The 14,842-nt window shown below is 66.2% G+C and carries 13 protein-coding genes and 1 riboswitch; of the genes, 10 read left to right on the top strand and 3 right to left on the bottom strand.

What is annotated here, in order from left to right; all coding sequences use genetic code 11:
- The 7 genes from AU193_RS17865 (at position 1) to AU193_RS17835 (ending at position 8,691) form a co-directional block, all read left to right on the top strand.
- Positions 1-816: an exodeoxyribonuclease III gene (locus tag AU193_RS17865; protein WP_064423709.1), complete on the top strand. Its 816-nt coding sequence runs from the start codon at positions 1-3 to the stop codon at positions 814-816.
- 2,016 nt (positions 817-2,832) lie between these two features.
- Positions 2,833-2,941, top strand: a riboswitch (TPP riboswitch).
- Positions 2,935-4,578, top strand: coding sequence for a phosphomethylpyrimidine synthase ThiC (gene thiC / locus AU193_RS17860; RefSeq protein ID WP_064423708.1), 1,644 nt, complete (start codon positions 2,935-2,937; stop codon positions 4,576-4,578). It overlaps the preceding riboswitch by 7 nt.
- The gene (gene thiD, locus AU193_RS17855) at positions 4,575-5,411 is read left to right on the top strand and encodes a bifunctional hydroxymethylpyrimidine kinase/phosphomethylpyrimidine kinase (RefSeq protein WP_064423707.1); all 837 of its coding nucleotides are present in this window, start codon (positions 4,575-4,577) and stop codon (positions 5,409-5,411) included. The genes thiC and thiD overlap by 4 nt, the downstream gene beginning before the upstream one ends.
- Positions 5,408-6,031 (top strand): alpha/beta family hydrolase, encoded by a 624-nt coding sequence (locus tag AU193_RS17850; protein ID WP_064423706.1) that lies wholly within the window; start codon positions 5,408-5,410, stop codon positions 6,029-6,031. Before thiD ends, AU193_RS17850 begins: the two co-directional genes overlap by 4 nt.
- 102 nt (positions 6,032-6,133) lie before the next feature.
- Positions 6,134-6,862, top strand: a complete 729-nt coding sequence (locus AU193_RS17845; protein WP_064423705.1) for a DUF4190 domain-containing protein — start codon at positions 6,134-6,136, stop codon at positions 6,860-6,862.
- Between the two features lie 43 nt (positions 6,863-6,905).
- The gene (locus AU193_RS17840; protein WP_064423704.1) at positions 6,906-8,393 is read left to right on the top strand and encodes an NAD(P)/FAD-dependent oxidoreductase; all 1,488 of its coding nucleotides are present in this window, start codon (positions 6,906-6,908) and stop codon (positions 8,391-8,393) included.
- Between the two features lie 19 nt (positions 8,394-8,412).
- On the top strand, positions 8,413-8,691 hold the full coding sequence (locus AU193_RS17835) for a hypothetical protein (RefSeq protein WP_064423703.1): 279 nt from the start codon (positions 8,413-8,415) through the stop codon (positions 8,689-8,691).
- On the opposite strand, the gene AU193_RS17830 is transcribed toward AU193_RS17835, so the two are convergent.
- A complete protein-coding gene (locus tag AU193_RS17830) occupies positions 8,658-9,902 on the bottom strand; it encodes a TetR/AcrR family transcriptional regulator (protein WP_064423702.1) in 1,245 nt (414 codons plus the stop codon). The two genes, AU193_RS17835 and AU193_RS17830, sit on opposite strands and share 34 nt — an antisense overlap.
- 104 nt (positions 9,903-10,006) lie before the next feature.
- Here AU193_RS17830 and AU193_RS17825 point away from each other — a divergent pair, with 104 nt between their 5' ends.
- From AU193_RS17825 to AU193_RS17815, 3 genes are read left to right on the top strand one after another with little or no spacing between them, the layout of a single operon-like run.
- Positions 10,007-10,231: a hypothetical protein gene (locus AU193_RS17825; protein WP_064423701.1), complete on the top strand. Its 225-nt coding sequence runs from the start codon at positions 10,007-10,009 to the stop codon at positions 10,229-10,231.
- A 13-nt stretch (positions 10,232-10,244) separates the two neighbouring features.
- Positions 10,245-10,586, top strand: a complete 342-nt coding sequence (locus AU193_RS17820; protein WP_064423700.1) for a hypothetical protein — start codon at positions 10,245-10,247, stop codon at positions 10,584-10,586.
- A gap of 14 nt (positions 10,587-10,600) precedes the next feature.
- Positions 10,601-11,821 carry an APC family permease gene (locus AU193_RS17815; protein ID WP_064423699.1) on the top strand — a complete coding sequence of 407 codons (1,221 nt, stop codon included), beginning with the start codon at positions 10,601-10,603 and terminating at the stop codon, positions 11,819-11,821.
- Positions 11,822-11,856: 35 nt separating this feature from the next.
- Here AU193_RS17815 and AU193_RS17810 read toward each other — a convergent pair whose 3' ends face one another.
- Together AU193_RS17810 and AU193_RS17805 are read right to left on the bottom strand one after the other, a co-directional pair.
- On the bottom strand, positions 11,857-13,317 hold the full coding sequence (locus tag AU193_RS17810) for a M28 family peptidase (protein WP_064423698.1): 1,461 nt from the start codon (positions 13,315-13,317) through the stop codon (positions 11,857-11,859).
- Positions 13,314-14,831, bottom strand: coding sequence for a M28 family metallopeptidase (locus AU193_RS17805; protein ID WP_064423697.1), 1,518 nt, complete (start codon positions 14,829-14,831; stop codon positions 13,314-13,316). Before AU193_RS17805 ends, AU193_RS17810 begins: the two co-directional genes overlap by 4 nt.
- Positions 14,832-14,842: the final 11 nt, after the last annotated feature.

The following is a 14,842-nucleotide window of genomic DNA, read 5'->3' as shown; positions in this document are numbered from 1 at the left end:
ATGCGGATCGCCACCTGGAACGTCAACTCGATTCGGGCGCGGGTCGAACGGGTCACCGATTGGCTCGAGCGGGCCGACGTCGACGTGCTGGCGATGCAGGAGACCAAATGCAACGACGAGCAGTTCCCGGTCATGCCGTTTCTCGCCGCCGGATACGAAGTGGTCCACTGCGGCTTCAACCAGTGGAACGGCGTGGCGATCGCGTCCCGAGTCGGCATCGACGACGTGCAGGTGGGGTTCGACGACCAGCCGACCTGGAGTGACAAGCCCGAAGTGGAGGCGGCGGCGGAAGCACGTGCGCTCGGCGCCACCTGCAACGGTGTCCGGGTGTGGAGCCTGTACGTGCCCAACGGCCGGTTCGTCGGCTCACCGCATTACGCGTACAAGCTGAAATGGCTTGATGCGCTTCGCGATACAGCACACAAATGGTTGTCCGACGATCCGGCCGCACACATCGCGCTCGTCGGCGACTGGAACATCGCGCCGACCGACGAGGACGTCTGGAGCGTCGAGTTCTACCAGGGCAGCACTCACGTCACCGCACCCGAACGCGAGGCGTTCAACGCGGTGGTGGAAGCGGGTTTCGCCGATGTGGTGCGGCCGTTCACTCCCGGTCCGGGTGTCTACACCTACTGGGACTACACCCAGCTGCGGTTCCCGAAGAACCGCGGTATGCGGATCGACTTCATCCTCGGTTCACCCGCGCTGGCCGAACGCGTCACGCACGCCGAGATCGTCCGGGACGAACGCAAGAGCGGGAAAGACCGCATCGGCGCGCCCAGCGATCACGCCCCGGTGCTCATCGAACTGGCGTGACCGAGACTTGTCAGCGGAGCTCTGGAATAGTCGCACACCGATGTCGACGCTGTGCGCGCCGCGTCGACATCGACTGACGCCGACCGTGCCCGCCGCGTTCAGGCCGCAGCCGACGCGCGCGAGGACGACCGGGTCCGCGCTCACGCTGCCCGCTCCCGCTCCCGACAGCGACCGGCGCACAGGAGGCCCCGGTCGCTGTCGCGAAGAAGGCTCGCAGCGCAAGAAGAACTCACGGACGCTCGCCGTGGGCTTCTCTCAGTACCTGCGCATACGCCACCGGGTCAGGCGGCGTTCCATCCGACGAACCATTGCTAATCACCACCTCTCGATGTCGTTGTCCATGTCGGTCAACCCCTGCGCCGGAACCAGCGGAGCAGTCGGCGATCCATCCGACGAACCATTGCTTGTCACCCCCTCCTCTGTTGCCTCACTTGGCGCATGTGCCCTCACATCCGCCTGCGATGTCGGGTCAGGCGGCGTTCCATCCGACGAACCATTGCTAATCACCACCTCCCGCTCTTGATTGCTCAGTGCACAGCGGTCAGCCGTGCCTACGGCGATGTCGGGTCAGGCGGCGTGCCGTCGGACGAACCATTCCTTGTCACCTCCTCCTGTGTTGCCTCACTTGGCGTAAGTGCCCTTACAGACGCCTGCGATGCCGGGTCAAGCGGCGCTGCATGTGACGAACCATTGCTAATCACCACCTCTCGATGTCGTTGTCCATGTCGGTCAATTCCTGCGCCGGAACCAGCGGAGCAGTCGGCGATCCATCCGACGAACCATTGCTTGTCACCTCCTCTTGGTCGCTTCGTGTTTCTTTTCGGTCATCCTTTGAACCGGAATGCGCGGGTCATGCGGCGTTCCATCCGACGAACCATTGCGGTCACCTCCTCTCGGCTTTCACCGCGACTCACGCGGCGGTGAGGTGACCGTCGATCAGATTCCTTGGAACCCTCTTGGAGCCAACACCCGCACGACCGCACCAAAAACCCCCACCCCCGCCCGCCGGAGGACGCTCCACGGCCACCACAGGCCGACCAGACACCCCACCGGGGGAAGGCGTAGGGGCCATCAGGACCGCTGTCCGACACGAACTGGAAGGGTTGTGTACGGGTTGTACGCTTCGGGCCTGGGCGGCTGGGGCGGCTGGCGGACCTGTTTTCCGGCGTGGGAAATTCGGTGCGCAGCGATTTCGTGGCACCCGAACTGACCTGCGGGAACGGCATTCCGCTCTGTACACAGCAGATATAGGGCCGGAAAATCTCCTGTGTAGGGAGATAGGAAGTTGAAATATGAAGTGAGACAGCATGATTCATTCCCTTGCGCACTCACCTTGATGAAATGATGGTGGTCATGACCGAACCGAACAGCGCCAAGACCCACCTTGACTGGCAGAAGATCGTCCTGCCGCATGCGGTGAACATCGTCAGTCGTTCCGCGAGCGCGGGATCCTCATGACGCTGCGCCAGTTCTTCTAACAACTGGTGTCGCTGCCGCACGGGCACCCGGCGAAGATCGCCAAATAACGAGAACATGTACAACACGCTCGGTCGAACCAGTGCCGCCGCACGCCGCGATGGCCGGTTCCCGAGGCTGATCGATCCGCGCCGCAAGATCGTGGTGCCGCAACGTGGGAGTCGCCTCGTGAGGGCATCGAGGCGCTACGCGAGCAGTACCGGCTCGACCGCACCGCAACCACCCCCACCAGATCTGGTTGGCGTCGGAAGGAGGTTTGGTCGATCAACGCCGAGCAGCGACGCAGGGTTCGGGAGCGGCGACGTGAGATCGAGGGACGCCGGTGGCGCAACCGTTCCCGTTTCCTGAAGATCGTGTTCAAGGGAACGGAACCGAGCAGGAGTCCGTGGTGCCGCTGGATCGACGATCCCTTCGAGCCTGAAGAACTGCCACCCGACTGGGAGCCACCACCTCCACCACCGCCGGGTCCAGACGATCCGCCGTCCTGACGAACTCACTTCACCCCCTCCCGGTTCCGCCCTGTCTGCGCTAGCGTGGCAGGCGTCCACACACGGGAGCGCACACCAGTGCGCTGAGAGGACGGGTGGGCCCGTCGACCGTACGAACCTGACCGGGTAATGCCGGCGTAGGGAGATAGCTCAGATGACGCATGTCGCGAACAGTCCTGTCACTCCGTCGGTGACCACCGGCCCGATCCAGGGCAGCACCAAGGTCTACCGCGAACTCGACGAAGTGCCCGGGGCGAAGGTGCCGTTTCGCCGGGTGCACCTGACCAACGGCGAGCACCTCGACCTGTATGACACCTCCGGCCCGTACACCGACCCGACGGTGACCCTCGATCTGCAGGCGGGCTTACCGGCGCGGACCGGCGTCGTGCGCGACCGCGGGACGCAGCTGCAGCGGGCCCGCGCCGGCGAGATCACCGCCGAGATGGCGTTCATCGCCGCACGCGAGGGCGTCCCCGCCGAACTGGTTCGCGACGAGGTCGCCGCGGGCAGGGCCGTCATACCCGCGAACCACAATCACCCCGAGTCCGAGCCGATGATCATCGGCAAGGCGTTCGCGGTGAAAGTCAATGCCAACATCGGCAATTCGGCGGTGACCAGTTCGATCGCCGAAGAGGTTGACAAGATGGTGTGGGCCACTCGGTGGGGCGCCGACACGATCATGGACCTGTCCACCGGTCGTGACATCCACACAACCCGGGAGTGGATCCTGCGCAACTCTCCGGTGCCGGTCGGAACGGTTCCGATCTACCAGGCGTTGGAGAAGGTCAACGGCGAGCCCGCAGCGCTGACCTGGGAACTGTACCGCGACACCGTGATCGAACAGTGCGAGCAGGGCGTCGACTACATGACGGTACATGCGGGGGTGCTGCTGCGTTACGTCCCGCTGACGGCCAAGCGTGTCACCGGCATCGTCAGTCGCGGCGGTTCCATCATGGCCGCCTGGTGCCTGGCACACCATCGGGAATCGTTCCTCTACACGCACTTCGATGAGCTGTGCGCCATCCTGCAACGCTATGACGTGACGTTCTCGCTCGGTGACGGTCTGCGCCCCGGCTCGATCGCCGACGCCAACGACGCCGCACAGTTCGCCGAGCTGCGCACGCTCGGCGAGCTCACGAAGATCGCCAAATCACATGGCGTGCAGGTGATGATCGAAGGTCCGGGCCACGTGCCGATGCACAAGATCGTGGAGAACGTCCGGCTCGAGGAGGAGTGGTGCGAAGAGGCGCCGTTCTACACCCTCGGCCCGCTGGCGACCGACATCGCACCGGCCTACGACCACATCACCAGCGCCATCGGCGCGGCGATCATTGCCCAGGCCGGCACCGCGATGCTGTGCTACGTCACCCCGAAAGAACACCTGGGCCTGCCCGACCGCAAAGACGTCAAGGACGGCGTCATCGCCTACAAGATCGCTGCGCACGCGGCGGATCTCGCCAAGGGCCATCCCCACGCCCAGGAGCGCGACGACGCGTTGTCCCGCGCGCGCTTCGAGTTCCGTTGGAACGATCAGTTCGCGCTGTCACTCGATCCCGATACCGCACGCGAATTCCATGACGAGACGCTGCCTGCCGAACCGGCGAAGACCGCCCACTTCTGCTCGATGTGCGGACCGAAGTTCTGCTCCATGCGCATCACGCAAGACGTGCGCGAATATGCCGCCAAGCACGGACTCGACAGCGAGGAGGCGATCGAAGCCGCGATGGAGATGGGTATGGCCGAGAAGTCACGCGAATTCGCCGAACACGGCAACCGCGTGTACCTGCCCCTGGCATGAGCTACCTGCCACTGCCCCCGCCCGGCGCCACACCCGTGCGGGTGATGACGATCGCCGGATCCGATTCCGGCGGAGGTGCCGGAATCCAGGCCGACATGCGCACGTTCGCTCTGCTCGGGGTGCACGGCCTGGTTGCGGTCACCGCGGTGACGGTACAGAACTCCGTCGGGGTCAAAGGGTTTCACGAGATCCCGCTCGACGTCATCGCGGGACAGATCGAAGCGGTGGCCTCCGACATCGGGATACAGGCGGCCAAGACGGGAATGTTGGCGTCGTCAGACATCATCGACACCGTCACCGAGACCTGGCGCGCACAAGGCTTGGCCGGTACGGTGCCCTTGGTCGTCGACCCGGTGTGCGCCTCCATGCACGGCGATCCGCTGTTGCATCCCAGTGCGCTGAATTCGCTTCGAACGCAGCTATTTCCGCTGGCGACGCTGGTGACGCCGAACCTCGACGAGGTGCGTCTGCTCACGGGTATAGAGGTCGTCGACCACTCATCCCAGCGCGAGGCGGCCCGCGCGCTGCACGCCCTCGGACCGCGGTGGGCCTTGGTGAAGGGCGGGCACCTGCGGGCATCGGCGCAGAGTCCCGACTTGCTTTTCGACGGCACCGAATTCCACGAATACGACGCCACCCGAATAGACACCGGCCACGACCACGGCGCCGGGGACACGTTGGCCGCAGCCATCGCCGGCGCGCTGGCACACGGTTACCCGGTACCCGACGCGGTCGCGTTCGGCAAGCGCTGGGTGACCGAATGTCTGCGTGCGGCTTACCCATTGGGACACGGCCACGGTCCGGTGTCGGCGCTGTTCCGGCTGTCCGAGTGAACCTCGAGCCGATTGCCGGTGTCGCGCACGAGCCGGACGCAGACCCCGCCGGTGTCGTCGTCCTCACCCATGGCGCCGGCGGCAGCAGGGAAGCGCCGCTGCTCGTGAGGCTCTGTGACGAGTGGGCCGGACGCGGATGGCTTGCGGTGCGATACAACCTGCCGTACCGGCGCCGCCGACCGAAGGGCCCGCCGTCCGGATCCGCGAAGGCCGACCAGGCCGGAGTGATCGAGGCGATCCAGCTCGCCCGCAGGCTCGCCGATGGTCCGGTCATCGCGGGCGGGCACTCCTACGGCGGCCGGATGACATCGATGGCGGTGGCCGATGGGGCTGCCGACATCGATGTGCTGACGCTGTTCTCGTACCCGCTGCATCCGCCCGGCAAGCCGGAACGCGCCCGCACCGAACACCTTCCGCGTATCGCGGTTCCGACGGTGTTCACGCACGGCACCGCCGACCCGTTCGGCTCGATCGACGAACTGCGGTCCGCCGCCGAGCTGATCGGCGCACGCGCCGAGGTCGTCGAGATCACCGGAGCCCGGCATGATCTGGCCTCCAAGACACTCGATGTGCCCGCGCTGGCGGTCGACGCGGCATTACGGTTGACGGGTGCCTCCTAGCCACAGGGTGGTCACCGCGGTGGCCGGCGTGGCGATGGCGACAAGCGAGTGCTCGGGGTTCGATCCGCGGCTCGAAGGCGATGACCGCGATACGGTTGCCGCGTGACAACGCCGCCGGGTCCGCCGTACGGACCACCGCCGCCCTACGGCGGTCAGCCATCCGGTCCGTACCCACCGTCCGGGCCCGCTTACCCTCCGCCGCCACCACCGAGTTATCCGCCACCGCCGCCTCCCCCGTATGCGCAGCAGGAGTCCTACTACGCGCCGCCCCAACAGCGCCCCACGAACTGGTGGGCCATCGTCTCGCTGATCTTCGGCCTGCTCGGCGGAGTTCTGATCAGCGTCGTCTGCGGCGTCGTCGGCTTGAGAAAGGCCAGGGAAGGTCAGGGCGGCCGGGGGTTGGCGATCGCGGGCCTGGTGCTGTCGGCGTTGTGGGTGGCGGGGCTCGCCGTCGCCCTGCTGGTGTACTTCCTCATCGGTAACGGCACGGTGACCGCGACCGACGTCAAGGAGGGCGACTGCCTGGCCGAGATTCCGGACAACACCCGGGTGCTGACCGTGAAGACGGTCGGATGCGACGAGGTCCACGCCGGTGAGGTCTTCGCGGTGCTCCAGATGCCCGACGGCGACTTCCCAGGTCAAGCGGCGATCGATGCATACGCCGAGAAGTGCAGTCCCGAACTGGCCGCCTACGCGCCGGACGCTATGACGGACAGTTCCGTTCAGCTGTATGTGCTCTATCCCACGGCCGAAACCTGGGAGCAGGGCGACCGGGCCGTGACCTGTATCGCGACGCTCGACCCGCCACGGAGCGGCTCGCTCAAGGGCTGAGGCCTCCCCGATAGTGCCCGGTACCTGAGGTACCGTTTTTCTCATGACTTCGGAACTACTCGACGTCGTCATCGTGGGCGCCGGTTTCGGGGGGATAGGAGCCGCCATCCAGCTCAAGCGGATGGGTTATGAGAACTTCGTCATCCTCGATCGCGAGGACGACCTGGGAGGCACCTGGCACGTCAACCGCTACCCGGGGCTGGCGGTCGATGTGCCGACGACCACTTACTCGTACTACTTCGAGCCCAATCCGAACTGGTCGCGGCTGTACTCCACCGGCGACGAGATCAAGCAGTACGCCGCTGACGTCGCCGCGAAGTACGACGTGCGTCGGCACATGCGGTTCAACACGCTCGTCGAAGGTGCCCGCTGGGATGAGGAGGTCGCGGTGTGGCGGGTCGCGTTGGCCGGTGGCGAGACGCTGTCCGCGCGTTACCTGATCACAGCCACCGGGTTCCTGTCGCAGCCGCACACACCCGATATCCCCGGGATCACCGGTTTCGCCGGCAGGATCATGCACACCACCGCGTGGGACGACGCATACGACTTCGACGGCCGTCGGGTGGCGATCATCGGCACCGGTGCGACCGCCGTGCAGCTGATTCCGGAACTCGCGAAGAAGGCGGCCGACCTGACGGTCTACCAGCGCACACCGGTGTGGGTGGTGCCCAGACTCGACTTCCCGATCCCCGACGGTGTCAAGCGACTGTTCTCCCGGGTCCCGCTGACGCAGCGGGCGCTTCGGGCCGTCACCGACGCGATATACGAGTTCTTTCTCTTCGTCGGCCTGCGTCACCGACAGCTTCTGTTCCGGCGCCTGAACATCGCGGCGTCCGACGTGGCCAAGATGCACCGGTTCTTCTCCGTGCGCGATCGCGAGCTCCGCAAGCAGTTGACCCCCGACTACGATTTCGGCTGCAAGCGCCCGACGTTCTCCAACAGCTACTACCGTGTGTTCACCAAACCGAATGTGCATCTGCAGAATTCGGGGATCGAGCGCATCGAAGCCGACGGTGTCGTTGCCGCCGACGGAACGAAGACACAGATCGACACGCTCGTTCTGGCGACGGGCTTCGATTTGTGGGAGGCGAACTTCCCTGCGATCGAAGTAATCGGGCGTAAGGGGCGCAACCTGGGGAAGTGGTGGCGCGACACAAGGTTTCAGGCTTATCAGGGCGTCACGGTGCCCTACTTCCCCAACTATCTGAGTCTGGCGAGCCCCTTTGCGTTCCTCGGGCTGAACTTCTTCAACTCGATGGAATATCAGATGCGCCATATGGATCGGCTATTCGGTGAGATGAAGCGCCGGGGTGCAACGACATTCGAGGTCACCGAGGAAGCCAACACTCGCTACCTGGAGCGGATGACCGAGCTCATGGCCAACTCGGTGTTCATGGCAGGCAACTGCGCGGGTTCGCGGTCATACTATTTCGACCCCAACGGCGAGGCCACGTTGCTCCAGCCGGTATCGACCCGTAAAGCCATCAAAGAGGCGTCACAGTATCCTCTGAGCGACTATCGAATTTCGTGATCAGAGAGGAACAACGGCTGTGTCACTTCAGGAATCGAGCAGCGGTTCGCGCGCGGCCACGCTGGCCGGCCTGGGCCTCGCCGGCGCCGGGCTCGCGCACTTCGCCAAACCCGAACTGTTCGAGTCGGTGACCATACAGGCCTTCCCGCACAACACGCGCGAGTTCATCTACCTCAACGGCGCCATCGAGACCGTACTGGGCCTTGGTCTGGCCGCCCGCAAGACCCGCAAATTCGCGGTCCTCGGAACCGTCGGCTACCTCGCCTACTTGGCGGGCAACGTCGCGCGTAACCGGTAGCGGCCCAACAGAGTCACATCCAGCAGCCGCTTCAGAATCGCCAGGTTCTGCGGCGAGTTCTCGTACCGCATCAACCGGCCCAGGTCGATCACCAACGCCATGGCCGCGTGCACGGCGAACCGGGCCTGGGCCGGTGTCCACTCCGAGCGCACGGCGACCACCAACTCCACCACCGATTCCACGGTGGTGCGCTGCATGTTTCGCAAGATCTTCTGATCGGTCGGCGACATGTTGAGCCGCTCGGAGTAGTAGACGTGGTCGAGTTCGGGATGCGCGAACGATCTGGCTACGTAGGCATCGATGACCGCGCTCAGTGCGTCCTCGGGATCTGCGATCGAGCCGGTGATCGCCGTCAACTCCTCTGAGAGCCGGTCGGCGGCCCGCCGGAACGCCGCCGCAAGGATGTCGCTTTTGCCTGCGAAGTACCGGTAGATCCCCGAGGCCGGCATGCCGACGGCCGCGGCGATGTCCTCCATCCCCGTGTCGCGGTATCCCTTGATGTTGAACAAGCGCATGGACTCGTTGAGCAACGCTTCGTATCTCGACGGCTCGACGACGGTGGAAACCGGTGCGACCGGTTGCTCAGCGACGACGTCATCGTCATCGGGCAGTTCTGTGGCGGCCAGCGACTTTGCGAGGTCGGAGAGCAGTACCCGCACCTGGACGGTGGGAAGCTTCGCGCGATGGTCGACGATGCTGCCGATCACCGACAGGACCGCGATGGACAAGGTCCACCGTTGCCGCGAGGTCAGATCCGGGCGCATCGCGTGGATGGGGCGTTGGATGCGGCGGTTGACGGTGCGCATCTGCGCGATCAGCGACGCTTGGTCGTCGCCCCGGAGGTATCGGGCCTCCCAGCGATACAGCCCACCCGACTCCCGGTTCGCCATCGCGGTCTCGGTGAGCGCGGCCACCAGCCGGCCCAGTTCCCGTTGTGGGTCCTCCAGATCGGTCTCGTCGATGAACGCGGTGGCATCCACGAGTTGCTGTCCGAGGTTCAGCACGGCGTCGCGGAACAGGTCGTACTTGCTTGCATAGTGCCGGTACAGGGCGGCGGCCGTGATCCCGACCCGCGATGCGATCGACTCCATGCTCACGCCGTAGAAGCCCAGGGTGCTGAACGCCTCGGCGGATGCCCGGGCGATCTGGGCCTTGCGGTCCTTCGGCCGGCGCCGGACCGCGTCACCGCTCGCCGGCCGAGTGCGCGACATGGCAGACACGATATCGGAGTGAGCTCGTCCATACCCGTCCGGCACGAGTGCCGGTGTTGATCCAAACTTGCCAAACCATGGAGAATGACGATTAACATAATGGGGTGTTCGGCGCGCTCCGCAAGCTACTGGGCTTTCAGGTCACGATCGGGGAGTTGATTACGGCGGCCCTCGTCCTGGGCACGCCGTACCTGTTGATCGGCGTGTTCTGGTCGACCACCCACACCGAACACCTGCAGCGGATGACCGGTGCCGACCTGGTGGTTTCGTATCTGGGGTCGATCGTCTCGTGGCCGGTGCTGTTGTTTTCCGACGTCTGCATGACATGAACGGGGGAACACCTTGTCCGATCACCACCACCGCCTCGCCTGGACCGGGATCATCGCCGGCGTCGTGTTGGGCGCTGCGCTGCTGGCGATGAACTTTCCGGTGTTTCTCGACAGCTACGACCAGTACGGCTGGCAGGTCAATTGCGGGACGGGATATCTCACGGACCTGACACAGGCGGCCGCGGCCAGCGGCGACACCAACTACGTCGAGCAGTGCGAGTCGGCGCTGCTGATGCGACGGCTGTGGACGGTCCCGCTGGCCGTGCTCGGCGGTGCCGGGGTGCTCGTGACGCTCGTCGCCTCAGCGACGACCTCCGCCCGCGAGTCGTTGCACCCGCATCACCACCGGGCCTGATCTAGCATTCCGGCGTGAGCACGCCGGCCGGCCCCGGACTCCCACGCCGGCTGGGAACCTTCGACGCGGTCGTGATCGGGCTGGGTTCGATGATGGGCGCGGGCATCTTCGTCGCCGTCGGGCCCGCCGCCGCTGCGGCCGGTTCGGGACTGCTGATCGGCCTCGTCGTGGCCGCCGTCGTGGCCTACTGCAACGCCACCTCGTCCGCCCGGCTCGCCGCGCGGTACCCGAAGTCCGGCGGTACCTACGTCTACGGGCGTGAGCGCCTCGGCGAGTTCTGGGGTTACACCGCGGGGTGGAGTTTCATCGTCGGCAAGACCGCTTCGTGCGCTGCGATCGCGCTCACCGTCGGCTACTACGTGTGGCCCGAGGCGGCCCGTGGGGTCGCGGTCGGAGCGGTCGCGGCGCTGACAGCGCTGAACTACGCAGGCATCCACAAGTCGGCGCTGCTGACGCGCGTCATCGTCGGTGTGGTGCTGGCGGTGCTGGGCACCGTGGTGGTGACGGTCCTCGGTTTCGGGGAGGTCGAGTCGAGCCGGTTGTCGATCGGCCCCGACGTCTCCGTCGGCGGCGTGCTGCAGGCCGCCGGATTGTTGTTCTTCGCGTTCGCGGGCTACGCGCGGATCGCGACACTGGGCGAAGAGGTCCGCGATCCGGCCCGCAGCATCCCCCGCGCGATACCGTTGGCGCTGGCCATCACGCTGGTGGTGTACGCGCTCGTCGCCACCGCCGTTCTGGCCGAACTGGGTAGTGCGGCAACGGCTTCGGCCACAGCGCCACTCGCCGACGCGGTGACCTCCGCCGGCTTCCCGGCTCTCGAGCCAGTCGTGCGGGTCGGTGCGGCGGTGGCCGCGCTCGGGTCGCTGTTGGCGCTCAGCCTCGGGGTGTCGCGCACGACGCTGGCGATGGCGCGCGACCGCCACCTGCCCCACACGTTGTCGCACGTCCACCCGAGATTCGGCAGCCCACACCGCGCCGAGGTGGCCGTCGGCGTCCTGGTGGCCACGCTGGCCGCCACCGTGGATGTCCGCACCGCGATCGGGTTCTCGTCGTTCACCGTGCTCGTCTACTACGCGATCGCCAACGCGTCGGCCTGGACCCTCGGCCGCCGAACGGTCCCGGCGATCGGGCTGGCGGGATGCGTGGTGCTGGCGTTCCTGCTTCCGGGACCGTCGATCCTGGCCGGCGTTTGCGTGGTGCTGGTGGGTGCGTTGGCTTACCGTTTCAGACCGTGATCGAACCGACCTGACAGCGCGTCGATCCCGACAGGTTAGCGAGCGGTCCGCTGCCGCTGATCCCGGGGCGGAACGCCGTTGACGCCGTCGATCGACTGCGCGTAGCCCGCGACGACGTAGGCGACCGCCGGCCCAAGAACCGACAGCGCATCTCGGTTGACGTTCTCGACGGTGTCCCGCTTGGTCCGGTAGTTCGGGTCGAAGGGGACCCCCGCCCGGCCACCCCAGAGCCGGGCCTGTATCTCGCTCTTGCGCTGCGACGAGCCGGCCGTCAGACCGCCGATCGGCACTCCGGCGGCGAGAAATGGGTAATAGTCGGTGAATTCGCTCAGTGGCATGTCGGCGGGCCGCACCCCCGCGGTGTTGAGGTAACCGGCCAGCGTCCGTTCGATACCGGCCGAACCCGTGGGTACCGACTGTGCGGGGATCGCCGGGTTGGGCTGGGCCGACTGGTCGCCGTCGTAGGTGAAGTAGCCGGCATTGGGCGAACCGAGCATGTCGAAGCCCAGATACAGTGCGATGTCGCGGAGTTCGTCGGGCGACAGTCCCTGCACGTATCTCGTCGGTCCGGCCAGCCCGTTCTCTTCGGAAGCCCAGAACACGAAGCGCACAGCGTTCCTGATTTGGGGCTGCGGGCCCAGTGCGGCCGCCGTCTCCAGCAGCGCCGCAATGCCCGTCCCGTCGTCGTTCACACCGGGGCTGGCAGCCGAGCTGTCCAGGTGCGCGCCCGCCAGCACGACGTTGCGGGCATCGCCGGTCTTGGTCTGCGCCACGAGGTTTCGGGTCTTCTTCATGACCGGCTCGCGGTCGAGCACGAGCCGCACCGGTGCCGAGCTCCGCCGTAGAGCGGTGTCGGCGTCGCGGCCGATCACCCCGACGGGCACGGTCAGATCCTGGTAGTAGCCGGGGGTGAACAGGCCGGCCGGGCTCCCGCCGCCATCCGGCGAGCTGACGACGAGGAGGCCGACGGCGCCCTCCGACACGGCCGCATTCTGTTTGGCGACCACCGAGCATCCCGTGTCGTCGACGACGGCGATCGCGCCGCGCACCGAGGTGCCGTCGTAGTCGGCAGCCCGGCAGCCGGCAGGCTTGGTCGGCCGAAGGGTCACGGCGTTCAACCCGCCCTGCGGCGTGGTGATCAACAGGGAGGCCTGGTCGACGGGATATTCGCGCCCGCCCACCCGCATCGACGGGTTGCCGCCCTGACTACGGTCGAGCAGTTCGAACTCCGGCGTTTGAACGTCGAATCCCTTGTCGCGCAGGAACTGTGCAACATAATCGACGGTGGCGTCGTAGCCTGGCTTGCCGTTGGCGCGGTTACCGCCGTTGGTGTCGGCGATCTCCTGCAGCCTCTGCAGGTGGGTGAACATCGCGTCGGTGGTGACTTCGTCGGCCACCTCCTGGGGCGACGGCGGTGTCGGCTCCGGCGACGAGCACGAGGTCATGGCCGCTACGACACCGATGACAGCTCCGACGCTGGCCGCCCACGTCTTCATGACGCGAGCGGGTGACGGACGCGGAGATCACGGGTGGGAATTCCATTCGGCCCACCCTGGTCCTGGGCGTAGATGCCGACGGCGTAAGCGACACCGGACCCGTGAATGCCGAGTGCGGTGCGATCGATGTGCTCCAGGTTGTCCGATTCCTTGTGGTAGTTGGGATCGAACGGCTGATCCGGCTCGCCACCCCACACCTCGGCTTGCTCCGGCGTCATCTTGGCCTCGCCGCCCGAAAAGGTGCCACCTGCCGGAATGCCCGCCAGGGTGAAACCGTCGTAGTCGGAGCGACCGTCGAAGCTGGTGTCCTCGGCCGGTTTTCCGGCCGCGTCGAGGAAGTCCACCAACGTGCGTTCCACGCCCGCCGCCCCCTCGGGCACCCGAACGACGGCGCCTTCCTCGTCGGGCGGCAGAGACTGGTTCCCGTCGTAGGTGAAGTAGCCGGGATTGGGTGAGGCGACCATGTCGAAGTTCAGATAGAGCGAGATGTCCTTGAGAGCATCGAGATCCAGCGTCTCCAGATAGTTGTTCGATCCGAACAACCCGACCTCCTCCGCACCCCAGAAACCGAACCGTACCGCGTTGCGGACGTCGGGGGAACCACCCAACTGAACTGCGGACTCCAGCACGGCCGCCACACCGGACCCGTTGTCGTTGATGCCCGGGCCCGCCGGGACGCTGTCCAGATGTGCACCGGCCATCACGACGTTGTGGGTGTCACCGGTCGTGGTCTGAGCGATGACGTTGCGGGTTCGCTCCCTGCGCACACCGGCATTGAGCTTGAGCGTCGCCTCGCCGGGCGCGGCCCGTAGCCGTTCCCCTTCGACCTTGGTGACGCTGACGACCGGAATTCGCACCTGCGTGTCTTCGCCGAGCGTGCCGCCCATCTCGTCGTTGTCCTCGTTGTTGGCGACGATCAACGCCACAGCGCCGCGATCGGCCGCCGCCTTTTCCTTGTCCGAGAACTGGCAGGTGCCGCGGTCAACGAGCACGACGGCACCTTCGACGGGCAAGCCGTCGTAGTCGGAGACCGAGCATCCCGGGCTGTCCTCGACGCGGGCGAGCACCAGTCGGCCAGCCACACCGCCCGGGGGCGTACCGATCGTGAAATTCAGCGGTTTGGCCTTGACTGCGGCGCCACCGACGCTCAGGGCGGGTTCGTCGGCGAACGGCAGCCGCACCTCGAACTCCGGCGTCTGCACGTCGAAACCACTGTCCCGCAGGGTATTAGCAACGTAGTCGACGCTGGCGTCGTAACCCGATGTGCCCAGCGCTCGGTTACCGTCGTTGTCGTCGGCGATCTCCTGCAGCCGGACAAGATGCTGATACATGGCATCGGCGGAGGTCCGCTGCGCGAGCGACCTGGCGAAGTCCACGGCGGCCGGGGAAACTTCGGCCTGCGTGGTAGGCGGCTGAACCGTCGGCTTCGGTTCGTGGTCCCGGCCGCACCCCCCGAGCAGCAGTGCGGCGGCCGCGATCAGCGCGAGTGTCTTCGAAACCCGGGTGTGGCTCATCGCCCACTACG

The organism is Mycobacterium sp. GA-1285 (assembly GCF_001499905.1).
GTDB lineage: Bacteria > Actinomycetota > Actinomycetes > Mycobacteriales > Mycobacteriaceae > Mycobacterium.
Note: the sequence above shows the minus strand (reverse complement) of the source record. Positions and strands in the feature narration are given on the sequence as shown.

Bases quoted from the DNA above. Each gene is read 5' to 3' on its own strand.
- AU193_RS17810 (WP_064423698.1), bottom strand. From the start codon at position 13,317: ATGAAGACGTGGGCGGCCAGCGTCGGAGCTGTCATCGGTGTCGTAGCG.
- thiD (WP_064423707.1), top strand. From the start codon at position 4,575: ATGAGCTACCTGCCACTGCCCCCGCCCGGCGCCACACCCGTGCGGGTG.
- AU193_RS17840 (WP_064423704.1), top strand. From the start codon at position 6,906: ATGACTTCGGAACTACTCGACGTCGTCATCGTGGGCGCCGGTTTCGGG.
- AU193_RS17865 (WP_064423709.1), top strand. From the start codon at position 1: ATGCGGATCGCCACCTGGAACGTCAACTCGATTCGGGCGCGGGTCGAA.
- AU193_RS17830 (WP_064423702.1), bottom strand. From the start codon at position 9,902: ATGTCGCGCACTCGGCCGGCGAGCGGTGACGCGGTCCGGCGCCGGCCG.
- AU193_RS17805 (WP_064423697.1), bottom strand. From the start codon at position 14,831: ATGAGCCACACCCGGGTTTCGAAGACACTCGCGCTGATCGCGGCCGCC.
- thiC (WP_064423708.1), top strand. From the start codon at position 2,935: ATGACGCATGTCGCGAACAGTCCTGTCACTCCGTCGGTGACCACCGGC.